Here is a 14,604-nt window from a genome sequence, read left to right as displayed (position 1 = left end):
CCGGCCATGAGCAGTGCGGAACCGAAGACCCCACCGACGTACCTCGTGACCAGTGCCGACCATGCGCTCCGGATCGCGGTCATGCTGCAGTTGGAGGGGCGGCTCACGGTGAGCCAGGTCGCTGAGCGGCTCGGCGTGGCGCGGTCGACAGCCCACCGATTGCTGCAGACGCTCGTCTACCGCGACTTCGCGGTCCAGGACGACCAGCGGGTCTATCACCCGGGGCCGGTCCTCGAGCTCGCCGCGCACTCGCAGTCGCGCACGTCGCAGCTACGCGCCGCCGCGCTGACGCATCTCCAGCGGCTCGTCGAGGTCGTGGGCGAGTCGGCGAACCTGGCCATCCGCACGGGCGACACGACGCGCTTCATCGCGAGCGTCGAGTGCCGGCAGGCGCTCCGGGTGGGTTCGCGCGAGGGGATGGTGTTCCCGGCCCACCGCACCACGGCCGGGCTCGTGTTGCTCGCGGAGCTGCCGCCGGCCGAGGTCGACGAGCTCTACGCCGCTGAGCGGTACGCCCAGCGCCCCGACGAACGACCGGATCTGGCGACTCTTCGGGGTCGGCTGACCCGCGTCCGCCGGGCCGGGTTCGCGCTCAACAACGGGCTGTCGGAGCGGGGCATCGTCGCGGTCGGCGTCCCGGTCCGCGACGCGGAGGGCACGGCGCTCGCCGGACTCTCCGTCTCGATACCGGCGGTCCGTTACGACCGCGGGCAGCTCCCGGCGCTCGTCGCCACCCTCCACGGGGCGGCCAGGGCCGTCGAGGCGGGCATCGACTGAGCCGATACATGCACCACGTGCATGCCGAACCATGCAAAACATGTGTTGGCTTGATGTGGGGGCGGTCACTTCAATTGGACGCACCGCAACACCACCCCGAGGTGACCCATGACCGATTCCATCGCACCCATCTCCGATCTCGATCTGTTCGACGACGCGGTGCTCGTCGACCCGTACCCCTCGTACGCGGCACTGCGCGACCTTGGCGGCGTCGTCCGTCTCCCGGCGAACGACGTCCACGTGCTCACGAGATACGACGTCATCCGCAACGCCCTGGCCGACTGGGAGAGCTTCTCCTCCGCAGGGGCGATCGGGTTCAACCCGGCGGTGAACGAGGCGCTCACGGGCACGTCCCTCGCCTCCGACCCGCCGGTCCACACCCAGCTGCGGGCGACCCTGACCGCGAACCTGTCGCCGCGCGCGCTGCGCGGCCTGAAGGCCAGCATCGACGCCAAGGCCGATGCCCTCGTCGAGCGACTGGTCGACAAGGGCTCGTTCGAGGCCATCGACGGGCTGGCCCGCGCCCTGCCGCTCGAGGTCGTCGCGGATCTCATCGGGTTCACCGGCAACGTCCGCGACAACATGCTGCGCTGGGGTCAGGCCGCGATGCAGGTCATCGGGCCGATGAACCAGCGCACCGCGGAGAGCTTCCCGATCGCCGGCGAGCTGTACGGCTGGTGCTCGACCGTCACCGCCGAGGACCTGGCGCCCGGCTCGGTCGGCCGGGGGATCTTCGAGGCCGAGGCGCGCGGCGACATTCCGCCCGACACGGCGGGCCACATCATCCACCAGTACCTCGGCGCCGGCGTCGACACCACCATCGCCTCGATCGGCAACATCGTGGCCCTGTTCGCGGCCCATCCCGAGCAGCTCGCGCTGGTCCGGGAGAACCCGTCGCTGGTGCCGGCCGCGTTCAACGAGGTGCTCCGCTACTGGGCACCGCTCCACGCCTGGGGACGTCGCGCGACCCGGGACGTGACCGTCGATGGGGTCCTCATCCCGCAGGGCGCGAAGGTCGCGATCCTGTTCGGCGCCGGCAACCGGGACCCGCGCCACTACGCGGACCCCGACGCGTTCCTGGTCGAGCGCAACCCGGTCGACCACCTGTCCTTCGGGTACGGCCCGCACGGCTGCGCCGGACAGGGGCTGGCCCGACTCGAGGCGCACGCCGTCATCGAGGCGCTGGCCCGCCGGGTCGGTCGCCTGCTCGTTGGGCCGGAGGTGCGGGTTCCCAGCAACATCACCCGCAGCATCGAGGAGCTGCCCGTCCTGGAGGTGGTGCCGGTATGAGGATCGTCCTGGATCGTCCGCGCTGCGAGGGGCACGGGCTGTGCGAGGAGGCCGCGCCCGACCTGATGCACCTCGACGACGCCGGCGAGCTGGTGCTCGACCGTGAGGAGATCAGCGACGCCGACGCCGCGCCGGCCCAGGGGGCCGTCCGGGTCTGCCCGGTCGCGGCCCTGCGCCTGGCATGAGTACGCCGATCCAGCGGGTCGTCGTCGTCGGCAACGGCATCGCGGGCCTCACCGCGGCCGACACTCTGCGTCAGGCTGGCTTCGACGGGGAGCTGACCATCGTCGGCGACGAGACGCACCCGGCGTACAGCCGTCCGGCCCTGTCGAAGGCGTTGCTGCGCGACGGCGACGACCTGTCGTCGCACAAGTTGCCGCCGACCACCCACGGGGCGATCGAGTTGTTGGGCGTACGCGCGACCGGGCTCGACGTCGACCGTCGGCTCGTCGCGCTCGACGACGGCGGGGCCTTGCCGTACGACCGACTCGTCCTCGCCACCGGGTCCCGGGCGCGACGGTTGTCCGACCTTCCCGAGGAGGTCGTGCTGCGCGGCCTCGATGATGCGCTCGCTTTGCGCAAGCGCGTGGCCGACCGACCGTCGGTCGTCGTGGTCGGCGGGGGTCCGCTCGGCATGGAGATCGCGTCGGGCTGCCTGGCCGCGGGGTGCCGGGTCACCCTCGTCTCCCAGGGCCTGCCGTTGGTCCTGCAGCTGGGCCCTTACCTGGCCGGGGCCTTCGTCACGGCGGCGCGGGAGCGCGGGCTCAGCATCGTGCAGACCGGATCGGCGCGACTCGATCGGCGTGGCGACGACGTCCGGGTGGTCCTCGACGACGGCGCCGTCCTCGAGGCCGAGCTGGTGGTGACCGCCGTCGGCGACGTCCCGAACACGGAGTGGCTCGCGGACACCGGCCTGGCTGACCGAGGCGTCATCCAGGTCGACTGCCGCGGGCTGGTCCGGCCCGAGATCGCCGCCGTCGGCGACCTGGCGGCGTTCCCCACGCCACACGGCCGGCGACGCATCCCGCTCTGGAGCAGCGCCATCGAGCAGGCGAAGGTGGCGGCGGTCGCCCTCGTCCGTGGGGACGACACTCCACCGCTCGCGTTCCAGCCGTACTTCTGGACCGAGCAGTTCGGCCTGAGCCTCAAGGCCGTCGGTCATCTCCCGCTTGAGGGCGAGCCGACGTACGTCGAGGGAGGGCCCGACGGTCCGGCGCTGATGCGCTGGTCGCACGGTGACGGCTCCGGCGCGGCCGTGGCGCTGAACCATCGGACCTCGATCCCGCGACTGCGCCGCCTGAGTCAGCAGGCCGGGTAGGGTTTCGTCGCGATGAGCGACGACGGAGAGGGCGCCACGGGGTCCGGGTTGTATCGGCTGGCATCGGTCAACCTCAACCTGCTGGTGCCCCTCCTCGCGCTCCTGGAGGAGCGCTCGGTGACGAGGGCGGCCGAGCGCGTCGGTCTGTCGCAGCCGGCGATGAGCCACGCGTTGGGTCGCATGCGGCGTCTCCTCGGCGACGACCTGCTCGTCCGGCAGGGGAGCAGTGTCACGCTGACTCCGCGCGCGCTCGAGCTGATCGGGCCTGTGCGGGCGACGCTTCAGCAAGCCGCGGAGGTGGTCAGATTCCCGGGCTTCGACCCGGCGACGGACCGCCGGGTCATCACCGTCGCGATGACCACCAGCACGGCCTTTGTCCTCGGGGCGCGGTTGGTTCGACTCGTGGCGGAACGAGCCCCGAACGCGATCCTCCGCGTACGCACCATCGCCGTGCCGACCGAGACCACCTTCACGGAGCACGGCGTCGACGCCGTGCTGCTCTCCGAGGCGTTCACGTCGCCGTACCCGCGGGAGCGCCTGTACGACGACCGCATCGTGGTGGTGGCCTCGATGGACACTCCGCCGGAGGCGAGCGCGCTCGACCTGCTGACCACGCAGCCGCACATCGTCGTCGACACCGAGCGGCGGGTCTTCCCGTACTCGGTGCTCGACGAGAAGGGCATCGACTACCGGGTCGGTCAGCTGATCTCCGACTTCCTGCTCGTCCCGTACCTGGTCGGACGGGCCGGCGGTGTCGCCCTCCTGCGCCATCGGGTCGCCGCGCAGATGCGGACGCTCGTCGACCTGCGGATCGAGGAGTTCCCGTTCCCGCTCCCGGGGCTGGGCATCGACATGGTGTGGAACCCGCACCTCGGCGACCACCACTTCATCTCCTGGTTGCGCCAGCTCCTGTTCGACGCGGCGCGGCCCTGACGCGCACAGCTCACGAGGGCGCGAGTCGGGTACGGGGTGCCGCGAGTGCGCGGCCGATGCCGTGGGCGGCGACGCGCATCGCGGGTAGCAGTCGCGCCTTGCCTTTGAGGTGGGGGACCACCACGCCGAGCGCGGCGACGGTGCGATCGTCGGCCGTCACGGGGACGGCGATGGAGCACGCGCCGAGGCTCATCTCCTCGCCGGTGGTCGCGTACCCGTCGCTGAGCACCCGGTCCAGCTGTTGCTGGAGACGTGCCGGTGAGGTCACCGTGTACGGCGTGGCTCGGGGGAGTGGCCTGCCGAGCACCTCGGCGCGCACCGTGGCCGGCGCGTGCGCGAGCAGCACCTTCCCCACGCCGGTGGCGTGGATCGGCAACCGGGAGCCGATCGTGCTGATGATCGGGAGCGAGGCGTTGCCGGACAGGCGGTCGAGGTAGAGCACCTGGTCGCCCTCGCGGACGGCGAGGTGCACGGTCACGCGCGTCGCGGCGTACAGGTCCTGCAGGTACGGCGAGGCGACCTCGCGCAGCGCCGTCTCCGCGGGTGCGAGCAGGCCGAGGTCCCACAGCCGCCGGCCGACCGCGTAGCCACCCGACGGCGTACGGCGCAGTGCGCCCCACGCCACCAGCTCGCCGACCAGCCGGTGCGCGGTCGGCAGGGCGAGGCCCGCGCGCCGCGCGAGCTCGCTGAGGGTGAGCACCCGGTGCTCGGGGTCGAAGGAGCCCAGAATGCCGAGCAGGCGCGAGGCGACCGTGACGCCGGGGGCGCCCGTGGTACGGGGCATCGGTGCACTCCTTCCATTCAACGGAAGCCGGTGCTTCGGCGATTGTAGGCCGCGGACCTACGTTGAACGACGTGACGACGCAAGCAGAGATCAGCGCGGAGATCGCGCGGATCGCGGTGGCGCGGCGCGATGTCGGTCCGGCCGACCAGCCGGCTCTCGACTACCCCCCGTACCGCTCCAGCCTCCTCCGGCACCCGACCAAGGATCTGCAGCTCGCCGATCCCGAGGGGGTCGAGCTCTTCGCGCCCTGCTTCGGCCATTCCGATGTCGACCCGCTCGAGGCGGACCTGACCATCCAGCACCGCGGCGAGCCTCTCGGTGAGCGCATCACCGTCGCCGGTCGTGTCCTCGACGGCGACGGACGGCCGGTCGTCGGTCAGCTGGTCGAGATCTGGCAGGCGAACGCGGCGGGCCGCTACATCCACCAGCGTGACCAGCACCCCGCGCCGCTGGATGCGAACTTCACGGGTGCCGGGCGGTGCCTCACCGGGCCCGACGGCTCCTACCGCTTCCGCACGATCAAGCCGGGCGCCTACCCGTGGCGCAACCACGACAACGCCTGGCGGCCGGCGCACATCCACTTCTCGCTGTTCGGTATCGACTTCACCGAGCGACTCGTCACCCAGATGTATTTCCCGGGCGACCCGCTCTTCGACCTCGACCCGATCTACCAGTCGATCATCCAGCCTGCGGCACGTGAGGCGCTCGTGGCCCGCTACGACCACGACGAGACCGAGCCGGAGTTCAGCCTCGGCTATCGCTGGGACATCGTGCTGACCGGTAGCCGGCGGACCTGGACGGAGCAGTCGGCATGAGCGACCTCGTGGCGACCCCCGGACAGACCGTGGGCCCGTTCTTCGGCTACGGCCTCCCGTACGCCCGCGGACACGAGCTGGTGCCGGCGAGCAGGGCGGGCGCCATCCGGCTGCACGGGTTCGTGTACGACGGTGCGGGCGATCCCGTCCCGGACTCGCTCATCGAGCTCTGGCAGGCCGATCCGGAGGGCAGCGTCGTCCAGCGGGAGGGCTCGCTGCGCCGGGACGGGTTCACCTTCACCGGCTGGGGCCGGGCCGCGACCGACGGGCGGGGCCACTACGAGTTCTCCACGTTGCGGCCCGGCGCCCAGACGGCCGAGCGGCCCGCGTTCTTTGCGCTGACCGTCTTCGCGCGTGGGCTGCTCGACCGGCTGTTCACCCGCGTCTACCTGCCCGACGACCAAGCGGTACTGGACGCCGATCCCTTCCTCAGCGCGGTGCCGACCGTCCGACGCCGGACGCTGCTCGCCGTCGCCGAGCCCGAGGGGTACCGCTTCGACCTGCGGCTCCAGGGGGACGACGAGACGGTCTTCCTCCGGCATGTGCGGTCCTGATGGCCGACCTGTTCTGGCCCGGTGACGAGCGCGCGGGCGCGCTCCTCAGCCAGCAGCGCTTCCTCGCTGCGATGCTCGAGGTCGAGCAGCAGTGGCTGTCCGCGTTGTCGGCCTGCGGCCTCGCACCGGCGGGGGCTGCGCGGTCCCTCGACGACGTCGTGGGCGCGGAAGACGTGGCAGAGCTGGCGACGGCGGCCGAGGCGAGTGGCAACCCCGTCGTTCCGCTGGTCCGGCTGGTGCGCCAGCGGCTCGGCGACGGACCCGCGGCGACCTGGCTGCACCGGGGTCTGACCAGTCAGGACGTGGTCGATACCGCGCTCGTCCTGTGCCTACGCGAGGCGCTGGTCGCCGTCCTCGCCGACCTCCGCGCCCAGTCGATGACGCTGGCCGCGCTGGCCGAGCGCCATCGCGCCACCCCGATGGCCGCCCGGACCTTGACCCAGCCCGCCGTACCCCTGACCTTCGGGTTGAAGGCCGCAACCTGGCTCGACTCCGTCATCGAGGCCGCGTGGGCGGTTCGTAGCGCGAAGAAGCGTTTGGCCGTGCAGGTCGGCGGCGCGGCCGGAACCCTCGCTGCCAGCACCGAGCTCTTCCGCCGGGTCGGCAGCTCCGATCCCGCCGCCGCGTCGCTCGCCCTCGTCGCCGACCTCGCCGACCGGCTCGGCCTGCCACCCGCGGCGCCTTGGCACACCGTGCGGGGCCGGCTGACCGGCGCCGCGGACGCGCTCGTCGCGGCCGGGGACGCCTGGGGTCGGATCGCGTCCGACGTCGCGCTCCTGGGCCGGCCGGAGGTCGGTGAACTCGCCGAGCCCACGGTGCCCGGCCGCGGCGGCTCGTCGACGATGCCGCACAAGGCGAACCCGATCCTCTCGGTGCTGCTGCGACGGCACGCCCTCGCCGCGCCGATGCTGGCGTCCACGATGCACGTCGCCGCGGCGACGTACGTCGACGAACGGCCCGACGGTGCGTGGCACGTCGAGTGGGACACCCTGCGAGTGCTGGGCCGCCGCAGCGTCGTCGCCGCATCCCAGGCCACCGAACTGCTCGCGGGGCTCACGGTCCACTCCGACCGGATGGCCGAGGCCGCACGCCGGGGTGAGCTCCTCGCGGAGCGGCGCAGTCTCGACGCCGTTGTCGAGGACCAGCCCGGCGGGCCTCCGTACCTCGGTGCGACCGACCGCATCATCGCCCAGTCGTTGGCTCGCTGCGCCCAGACGTGGAAGGACGATGGATGAGCACCCCGGAACTGACGACGGTCCACCTGGCCGGGCCGGTGGCCCGGCCACTTCTGGTGGTCGGTCCCTCGCTGGGTACCTCCGTCGAGAGACTGTGGGGCGAAGTCGCCTTGCTGCTCGCCGACGACTTCCACGTCGTCGGCTGGGAGCTGCCCGGGCACGGCGGCGCGCCGCTGGGCGAGCCGTTCACCATCGCCGAGCTGGCGCGCGGCGTCCGTGCGGCGGTCGACCGTGTCTTGGCACACCGGGGTGAGCCGGACGGTCCGTTCGCCTACGCCGGCGACTCGGTCGGTGGTGCCGTCGGGCTGCAACTCGTCCTCGACCACGCCGACCGGATCGACCGGGCCGCCCTCGTCGCGACCGGCGCCCGCCTCGGCGACGCCGACCTCTGGCGCGACCGCGCCGCACTCGTGCGGGGTTCGGGGACGGCCGCGTTGCTCGGCACCGCCGCTCAGCGGTGGTGGGCTCCGGGCTTCGCGGAGCGCGACCCCGACGTCGCCACGGCGCTGCTCGACGACCTCCGTGCGGTCGACGACGAGGGGTACGCACAGGTTTGCGACGCCCTGCGGGACTTCGATCTGCGAGACCGGCTCCGCGAGGTCCGACGGCCGCTGCTCGCCGTCGCCGGTTCTGCCGACCAGGCAACTCCGGTTGCCTCCCTGCGGGAGATTGCCGACGGCGTCCCCGGCGCGCGGCTGGTCGAACTCGACGGCGTCGCGCACCTGCCGCCGGTGGAGGCGCCCCGCGCGACCGCGAGTCTGCTCCGCGCCCTCCTCGCCGGCGCCGACGCTCGTCGCGCGACCGGCGTGGCCAACCGGCGAGCGGTCCTCGGCGACGCCCACGTCGACCGCGCGATCGCCGCCACCAGCCCGCTCACGGCCGACTTCCAGGACCTCATCACCCGGTACGCCTGGGGCGAGATCTGGGACCGTCCCGGCCTGTCGCGACGCGACCGCTCCATCGCGGTACTGACCGCACTCGTGGCCGGCCGCCACATCGAGGAGCTGGAGTTCCACCTCCGCGCCGCGCTGCGCAACGGGCTCACCCGGGACGAGATTGTCGAGGTGCTGCTGCAGGCCGCCGTCTACCTCGGCGTGCCGGCTGCCAACACCGCCTTCGGGGTCGCCGCCCGAGTGTTGGAAGCCGAGGTCTGACGGCGCGGCTCAGCGCTCAGTGGCGCCCGATCGAGCCGACCCAGCTCTCGGTGAGGACGTCCAGCATCTCGTCGTGCCCGACACCCCAGGTCCCCGGTGTCCAGTGGCGCGCGGTGTAGTCGAGCTCGGTCATCGCGATGACGCCGCGGAAGTGGCGGGTAGCGGCGGGAAACCGTTCGGCCCGGTCGAGCCCGTCCCTGATGTCACCGATGGCCTCGTTCAGCCACTCGTCCAGCAGCGTGCGGATCTCGGGGTCGACCGCCGCGGCCTCGTAGGCGGCCGTGGTGTAGGGGCGGATCGCATCCCATCGTTCCGAGGTCGACGCGAGCCAGGCGCGGATCCGCTCTCGTGAGCCGTCCTCGACCACGGCAACCAACTCACGCTCGGTCGACCCGTGCTCGGCGGAGGGGACCCGGTCGAGGGCGGCGTTGAGCCGCTCCGAGATGAGGGCCTTCATCAGGTCGACCTTGGAGGGGAAGTACGCATAGAAGGTCACTCGGGTCGTTCCCGCCGCCGACGCGATGTCGTCGACCGTCGTCGTCGCATAGCCCTTGGACACGAACAGGTCCAGACCGGCGTCGAGCAGGAGCCTTCGCGTCATCTCCTTCTGTGCCTCACGAAGCCTCGCCATGCCCGCCAGCATAGAGCACGACGACTGGCCGCCGTGCTTACCGATCGTTTCAAGTACGTAGTGCTCAGACTCTTGACGCCCTGTCAAGTCACGTGACACCTTGCACATCCGACAGGTGATCGCGCTCACTTCGGGGTGGCTGACCCCGAGCGGTCGGAACGGTCGCCCCGGCTCATCGACAAGGAAGAAATCCGCAATGATGCAGACCGCTGCGCGCAAGCAGGGCTACACCGCCACGGTGGTCGCCGGCTGCTTCGCCGTACTCCTCGCGCAGGTGGCGTACTCGCTGCCCGGCGCGCTCAATGGCACTTTCCAGCAGGAGTTCCAGACCACCGGTGCCCAACTGACCTGGGTCACGGCGGCCTTCGCCATCCCCATGGTCGTCTTCGAGCTGACCACCGGCGTGCTCGGTGACCTGTTCGGTCGCAAGCGGCTGCTGCAGGTGGGTGCGCTGCTGACCGTGGCCGGCTCGCTCGTCAGCTACCTCGCCGAGACGGTCCAGATCCTGTGGGTCGGCCAGATCGTCGCGGGTCTCGGAGCCGCGATCCTCTATCCGATCTCGCTCGCCATGCTGGCCGCGGTCAGCCCGTCGCAGGAGGCCCGCTCCAAGGCCATCGCCGTCTGGGCTGGCTTCCTCTCGATCGGCGCGGCGATCTCCCCGTTGATGGGTGGGTGGCTCGCCGCAGAGGGCAACTGGCGAATGTCGTACCTCGTCGTGATCGCGGCGGCGGTCATCTCGATCGCAATCACCCAGCTCGCTGCCGACTCCTCGGCACCGGAGGGGCGCAAGCTGGACATTCCGGGTCAGGTCACGCTGGCCCTCGGTCTGATCGCCATCCTCTTCGCCGCCACGCAGGGCTCCGAAGCCGGCTTCGCCCGCCCCGAGATCATCGGCGCCTTCGTCGCGGGCCTCGTGCTCCTCGGCGCCTTCGTCGTCATCGAGCTGCGGACCGACGTCCCGCTGCTGCACCTCAGCATCTTCGCCAACCGGTCGTACGCGATCGTCGCGATCACCACGGTGGTCGGCATGTTCGCGTTCCTCGCGATCTGCTACTCGATGAGCATCTGGCTCGGCGCGATCCAGCACCAGAGCGCTCTGAAGATCGGCGTGCTGTTCCTGTTCATCCAGGGGCCGGCGTTCGTACTGGTGCCGGTCGTCTCCCACCTGATTCGGAACTTCTCGTCCCGCTGGGTGCTCACCGTCGGTTTCGCCCTCATCGCCGTCAGCGGCATCTGGTGCTCGACGTTCGATATCCACCACATGAGCTGGACGCAGTTCATCGGTCCGATGCTGGTCCTCGGTGTCGGCTTCGCGCTCACCGTCGGCTCGATCACGGCCGTCGCGATCAACACTGTTCCGCTGCGGCTCGCCGGCATGGCCAGTGCCACCACCAACCTGCTCCGCGACTTCGGCTTCGCTCTCGGTCCGGTGCTCATCGCCGCGTTCGCGGTCAGCCGGGCGAACAGTGACCTGAGCACTGGTCTCGACGGAGCGATCGGCGAGTCCGGGCTCACGCCGCCGTACACCGACATCGCCGGGGGCATCGCGCACGGGGGTGGCGCCATGGCGATCAACTCGATGCCGGTCGTGCCCGGCGCCGGCCCGGACCTGCCGCCGGTGCCGATGCCGGGGAGCCTCCACGTGCTCGCGTTCGAGTCGCTCGGCAGCGCCTACAGCCTCGCGTTCCTGGTCGCCGGCCTCTGTGCCGCCGCCGCTGCGGCGCTGACGCTGGTCGGGCTCTCCGGCGCGAAGCGGGCCGACGTCGAGGAGCCGCTGATCGACGAGGAACTCGTCACCGCCGCGTGACCTGAGAGTCGCCGAACCTGGTCGAGGTCCCCGCTTCGCGGAGGTGGGGACCTCGATCGCGTACGGGTAGGCTATTTAATTTACCTCACGACCAAATTCTTGACACGGCGTAAACGAACGTGAAACCGTTCACCTCGGCGGCGTGACCGCAGTCACTCGCCGAGACCGAGAGGAGAGCGAGTGATGGGCGCCCAGACTGCCGGGGACACCACCGTCAACACCGTCCTTGGGCCCGTTCCCGCACAGCAGTTGGGGGTCGTCGCGGTGCACGAGGCTCTGCTGTCGGTCGTTCCGGGAGCGGAGTACGCGTTCGACGTCACCATCGACCGTGCCGAGATCTTCGAGATCCTGGCCGAGAAGCTGAAGGACTTCCGCCGGCACGGCGGCGGGACGATCGTCGACAGCACCGGCATGTTCCACGGGCGCGACGTGCGGCTGTACGAGGCCCTCTCCCGCACGACCGGTGTGCACATCGTCGCGTCGGTGGGCCAGGGCCCCGAGGAGATGCTCGGCGGCTACTTCCTGACGCCGCAGACCAATCCTCCGACGCCGTGGCCGGCCGAGAAGTTCGCCGACCTCTTCGCCAGGGAGGTCACCGAGGGCATGGTGGTTCCCCGGGTCGAGCGGCGGGCCGCGGCGGGTCTTGTGGCGACCGCCGCGACCCTCGCGGGCATGACCGCGACCGACGAGAGCCTGTTCCGCGGCGCGGCCCGCGCCGCCGCGACCACCGGTGTCCCGCTCTCCATCCGCTACGGGAACGACGCCGTACGTGACCTCGAGATCGTGCTGGACGAGAAGCTGCCGGCCGACCGCGTCGTCGTCGGCGGGCTCGACCGTAGGGACGCCGTCGCCGCCGGTGCGCCGCTCAAGGTCGCGACGCGCGGCGCCTACGTCGGCCTGGACCACGTGGGCACCGAGGACGACGGCCACATCAGCGACGCCGAGCGCGCCGCCCTGGTCGCCGAGCTGGTCGAGGCTGGCCACGGCAGTCGGATCCTGCTGTCGAGCAACGCGACCGGCGTCGCCAAGGGACACCCGGCCAACGGCCTGCCCTACAGCTACGTCCTGACCGCGTTCGTCCCCCTCCTCAAGGCACAGGGCATCAGCGACGAGGACATCCAGCGGATTCTCGTCGACAACCCGCGCGACCTGCTGTCGGTGCGCTGAGCGCGCGAGAGCTCAAGACATCAAGTTTCTTCTCTCAAAGGTGAGTGTTGTGTCGAGAGTCAACACCGTCCTGGGGTCGATCCCGACCGAGGAGCTGGGTCTCGTGGCTGTCCACGAGCACATCGGGTACGGCATGCCGGGCTCCGAGCTGGACACGAAGTGGTGGAAGAGCCCCGAGCAGCGGTACGAGGAGACCGTCCCGAAGCTGCGCCAGTTCCACGAGTACGGCGGCGGCACGTTCGTCGACGCAACCGGCATCTGCAACGGCCGAGACGTTGACTACTACAAGTCGCTGTCCGCGAAGACCGGCGTGCACATCGTGGCCAGCACCGGCTTTGTCGGCGGCGACACCGCGCTGCCGTTCTTCGCCCAGGCGAGCACCGAATACCTGGCCCAGCACTTCGTTCACGAGATCACCGTCGGCATCGGCAACACCGGCGGCCGCGCCGGCATCATCAAGGTCGGCGTGAGCCGCGGCGGCCGCATGACGGACCTGGACAAGCGCATCTACCGCGCTGCCGCACGGGCCGCCCTGACCACCGGCGTGCCCATCCTGACCCACCTCGCAATCGACGTCGAGAACGCGATCGCCATCTTCAACGCGGAGGGTCTCCCGCTCGACCGCGTCCTGTTCGGGCACGTCGACGACGGCGTCAACGCCGACAAGACCCGCGACACCTGGATCGCGGAGCAGGGCGGCCGGGTCGGGTTCGACACCTTCGGCTACGAGACCGAGCTCCCGGACCCGCCGTTCTGGGCCCGTCCGCGCAAGGAGCGGCTGGACCACTTCCTCCGGTTCATCGGCCAGGGGCACCTGGGCAAGGTGCTCGCCTCGGCCGACGCCAACTGCAGCCCGCTGGGCTGGGCGGGCGTGCAGGGCCACACCGTCAACTACATCTTCGAGGACCTCATCCCGGACCTCCGCGCCGCCGGTCTCGACGAAGCCGCGATCAAGACCATCCTCGTCGACAACCCCGCTGACTTCCTGACGATCCAGAACTGACAAGGACAAGAACCATGCAGACCTCCGACTTGAAAAAACTGAGCATCGCCATCGTCGGCGGCGGGTACGGCGGCGCTGCCGCGGCCAAGGCCCTCAGCCTCCTCGGGGCCGACGTCAACGTGTACGAGCAGGCCAACCAGATCCGCGAGGTCGGCGCCGGCATCGGTCTGCGTCCCTCCACCATGGGCCGGTTCCGTACGTGGGGGATCTTCGACGCGATCGCGAAGGTGAGCTCCCCGAGCGACTACTTCGAAATCCTCACCGCCACCGGTGAGCCGATCATGAAGGAGGAGTGGCCCGGCATCCACGACACCGCCGAGGTGACCAAGACCCACCTGATCCACCGCGGTGACTTCATCGACGCTCTCCTGGGCGTGCTTCCCGAGGGCATGGTGCACCTCGGTCACAAGCTGGAGACCGTCGCGGACCAGGGCGACCGCGCGACGCTCACCTTCGCAGGGGGCGAGAAGGTGACGGCCGACCTCGTGATCGGGGCCGACGGCATCCGCTCGGTGATCCGTGAGCAGTTGTTCAGCGACAAGGCTCCGGTGTTCTCCGGTGAGCGCGCCTACCGCGCGGTGATCTCCGCCGACGACGCCTACGGGCTGGTCGTCGACGACAACCTCCGGATGTACCTCGGCAGGGGCACGAAGGTCTACCTGCTGCCGCTGCGCCACCGCAACCAGGTGTCGTTCGACGTCACCGCCCTGTGCCCCGACAGCACCTGGACGCCGAAGGTCACGAAGGACGACCTCCTGGCTACGCTGGACGGCTTCGACGAGCGAATCGTGAATATCACGCGCGACCTCGACATGGACACCCTGAACGCCCGCGCCGTCTACGACATCGACCCGGTCGACACCTGGCACTCGGACTCCGTCGCGCTGCTCGGCGACGCGGCCCACTCGATGCTGCACCACCAGGGCCAGGGCGCCAACTCGGCGATCATGGACGCCGGCGCCCTCGCCGACGCCCTGCTGGAGGCGGGCTCCGTCCGGGAGGCGCTGGCCCTGTACCAGGCGACCCGCAAGCCCGTCACCGACGAGCTGCAGCGCATCTCCCGTCAGGGATGGACCGAGGACGAGGTCAACGACGTCTTCCCCGGCCAAAAGCCCGCGGCCCGGTCGGAGGCCTGA

The 14,604-nt window shown here is 70.8% G+C and carries 15 protein-coding genes and 1 pseudogene; 14 read left to right on the top strand and 2 right to left on the bottom strand.

Annotated elements, in window-relative coordinates:
• The first annotated feature begins 6 nt into the window (after positions 1-6).
• The 5 genes from ABZV00_RS09845 to ABZV00_RS09825 all read left to right on the top strand — a co-directional run bounded on the left by ABZV00_RS09845 (position 7) and on the right by ABZV00_RS09825 (position 4,318).
• Positions 7-777, top strand: coding sequence for an IclR family transcriptional regulator (locus ABZV00_RS09845; protein WP_355603637.1), 771 nt, complete (start codon positions 7-9; stop codon positions 775-777).
• 108 nt (positions 778-885) lie between these two features.
• A complete protein-coding gene (locus ABZV00_RS09840) occupies positions 886-2,067 on the top strand; it encodes a cytochrome P450 (RefSeq protein WP_355603634.1) in 1,182 nt (393 codons plus the stop codon).
• A complete protein-coding gene (locus ABZV00_RS09835; RefSeq protein WP_355603632.1) occupies positions 2,064-2,252 on the top strand; it encodes a ferredoxin in 189 nt (62 codons plus the stop codon). The genes ABZV00_RS09840 and ABZV00_RS09835 overlap by 4 nt, the downstream gene beginning before the upstream one ends.
• Positions 2,249-3,385: an FAD-dependent oxidoreductase gene (locus ABZV00_RS09830; protein WP_355603629.1), complete on the top strand. Its 1,137-nt coding sequence runs from the start codon at positions 2,249-2,251 to the stop codon at positions 3,383-3,385. Before ABZV00_RS09835 ends, ABZV00_RS09830 begins: the two co-directional genes overlap by 4 nt.
• A gap of 12 nt (positions 3,386-3,397) precedes the next feature.
• Positions 3,398-4,318, top strand: coding sequence for a LysR family transcriptional regulator (locus ABZV00_RS09825; RefSeq protein WP_355603627.1), 921 nt, complete (start codon positions 3,398-3,400; stop codon positions 4,316-4,318).
• Between the two features lie 10 nt (positions 4,319-4,328).
• Here ABZV00_RS09825 and ABZV00_RS09820 read toward each other — a convergent pair whose 3' ends face one another.
• On the bottom strand, positions 4,329-5,102 hold the full coding sequence (locus ABZV00_RS09820; RefSeq protein ID WP_355603625.1) for an IclR family transcriptional regulator: 774 nt from the start codon (positions 5,100-5,102) through the stop codon (positions 4,329-4,331).
• A gap of 110 nt (positions 5,103-5,212) precedes the next feature.
• Between ABZV00_RS09820 and pcaH the strand changes: the two genes are divergently transcribed.
• The 5 genes and pseudogenes from pcaH (at position 5,213) to ABZV00_RS09795 (ending at position 8,860) form a co-directional block, all read left to right on the top strand.
• Entirely contained in the window at positions 5,213-5,917 is a 705-nt protein-coding gene (pcaH, locus tag ABZV00_RS09815) for a protocatechuate 3,4-dioxygenase subunit beta (protein WP_355603744.1), read from the top strand.
• Positions 5,914-6,471, top strand: a complete 558-nt coding sequence (gene pcaG, locus ABZV00_RS09810) for a protocatechuate 3,4-dioxygenase subunit alpha (RefSeq protein ID WP_355603623.1) — start codon at positions 5,914-5,916, stop codon at positions 6,469-6,471. The genes pcaH and pcaG overlap by 4 nt, the downstream gene beginning before the upstream one ends.
• Positions 6,471-7,706, top strand: coding sequence for a lyase family protein (locus ABZV00_RS09805; RefSeq protein ID WP_355603620.1), 1,236 nt, complete (start codon positions 6,471-6,473; stop codon positions 7,704-7,706). Before pcaG ends, ABZV00_RS09805 begins: the two co-directional genes overlap by 1 nt.
• Positions 7,703-8,434 (top strand): annotated as a pseudogene (locus ABZV00_RS09800) (alpha/beta fold hydrolase); the annotation flags it as partial. The gene ABZV00_RS09805 and the pseudogene ABZV00_RS09800, both read left to right, overlap by 4 nt.
• A 30-nt stretch (positions 8,435-8,464) precedes the next feature.
• On the top strand, positions 8,465-8,860 hold the full coding sequence (locus tag ABZV00_RS09795; protein ID WP_355603742.1) for a carboxymuconolactone decarboxylase family protein: 396 nt from the start codon (positions 8,465-8,467) through the stop codon (positions 8,858-8,860).
• Between the two features lie 16 nt (positions 8,861-8,876).
• On the opposite strand, the gene ABZV00_RS09790 is transcribed toward ABZV00_RS09795, so the two are convergent.
• Positions 8,877-9,620 carry a TetR/AcrR family transcriptional regulator gene (locus ABZV00_RS09790; RefSeq protein WP_355603617.1) on the bottom strand — a complete coding sequence of 248 codons (744 nt, stop codon included), beginning with the start codon at positions 9,618-9,620 and terminating at the stop codon, positions 8,877-8,879.
• Positions 9,621-9,687: 67 nt separating this feature from the next.
• Here ABZV00_RS09790 and ABZV00_RS09785 point away from each other — a divergent pair, with 67 nt between their 5' ends.
• The 4 genes from ABZV00_RS09785 (at position 9,688) to ABZV00_RS09770 (ending at position 14,604) form a co-directional block, all read left to right on the top strand.
• Positions 9,688-11,298, top strand: coding sequence for an MFS transporter (locus ABZV00_RS09785; RefSeq protein ID WP_355603614.1), 1,611 nt, complete (start codon positions 9,688-9,690; stop codon positions 11,296-11,298).
• Positions 11,299-11,481: 183 nt separating this feature from the next.
• On the top strand, positions 11,482-12,465 hold the full coding sequence (locus tag ABZV00_RS09780; protein ID WP_355603612.1) for a hypothetical protein: 984 nt from the start codon (positions 11,482-11,484) through the stop codon (positions 12,463-12,465).
• Between the two features lie 49 nt (positions 12,466-12,514).
• Entirely contained in the window at positions 12,515-13,468 is a 954-nt protein-coding gene (locus ABZV00_RS09775; protein ID WP_355603609.1) for a hypothetical protein, read from the top strand.
• Positions 13,469-13,482: 14 nt separating this feature from the next.
• The gene (locus tag ABZV00_RS09770; RefSeq protein ID WP_355603606.1) at positions 13,483-14,604 is read left to right on the top strand and encodes an FAD-dependent monooxygenase; all 1,122 of its coding nucleotides are present in this window, start codon (positions 13,483-13,485) and stop codon (positions 14,602-14,604) included.

It is taken from the genome of Micromonospora sp. NPDC005173 (genome assembly GCF_040608515.1).
Classification (GTDB): Bacteria; Actinomycetota; Actinomycetes; order Mycobacteriales; family Micromonosporaceae; genus Micromonospora.
The sequence above is the reverse complement of the archived record's forward strand: the minus strand, read 5'-3'. Positions and strand labels throughout refer to the sequence as shown.

Bases quoted from the DNA above. Each gene is read 5' to 3' on its own strand.
- ABZV00_RS09770 (WP_355603606.1), top strand. From the start codon at position 13,483: ATGCAGACCTCCGACTTGAAAAAACTGAGCATCGCCATCGTCGGCGGC.
- ABZV00_RS09820 (WP_355603625.1), bottom strand. From the start codon at position 5,102: ATGCCCCGTACCACGGGCGCCCCCGGCGTCACGGTCGCCTCGCGCCTG.
- pcaG (WP_355603623.1), top strand. From the start codon at position 5,914: ATGAGCGACCTCGTGGCGACCCCCGGACAGACCGTGGGCCCGTTCTTC.
- ABZV00_RS09845 (WP_355603637.1), top strand. From the start codon at position 7: ATGAGCAGTGCGGAACCGAAGACCCCACCGACGTACCTCGTGACCAGT.
- ABZV00_RS09825 (WP_355603627.1), top strand. From the start codon at position 3,398: ATGAGCGACGACGGAGAGGGCGCCACGGGGTCCGGGTTGTATCGGCTG.
- ABZV00_RS09835 (WP_355603632.1), top strand. From the start codon at position 2,064: ATGAGGATCGTCCTGGATCGTCCGCGCTGCGAGGGGCACGGGCTGTGC.
- ABZV00_RS09805 (WP_355603620.1), top strand. From the start codon at position 6,471: ATGGCCGACCTGTTCTGGCCCGGTGACGAGCGCGCGGGCGCGCTCCTC.
- ABZV00_RS09780 (WP_355603612.1), top strand. From the start codon at position 11,482: ATGGGCGCCCAGACTGCCGGGGACACCACCGTCAACACCGTCCTTGGG.
- ABZV00_RS09840 (WP_355603634.1), top strand. From the start codon at position 886: ATGACCGATTCCATCGCACCCATCTCCGATCTCGATCTGTTCGACGAC.
- ABZV00_RS09785 (WP_355603614.1), top strand. From the start codon at position 9,688: ATGATGCAGACCGCTGCGCGCAAGCAGGGCTACACCGCCACGGTGGTC.
- ABZV00_RS09830 (WP_355603629.1), top strand. From the start codon at position 2,249: ATGAGTACGCCGATCCAGCGGGTCGTCGTCGTCGGCAACGGCATCGCG.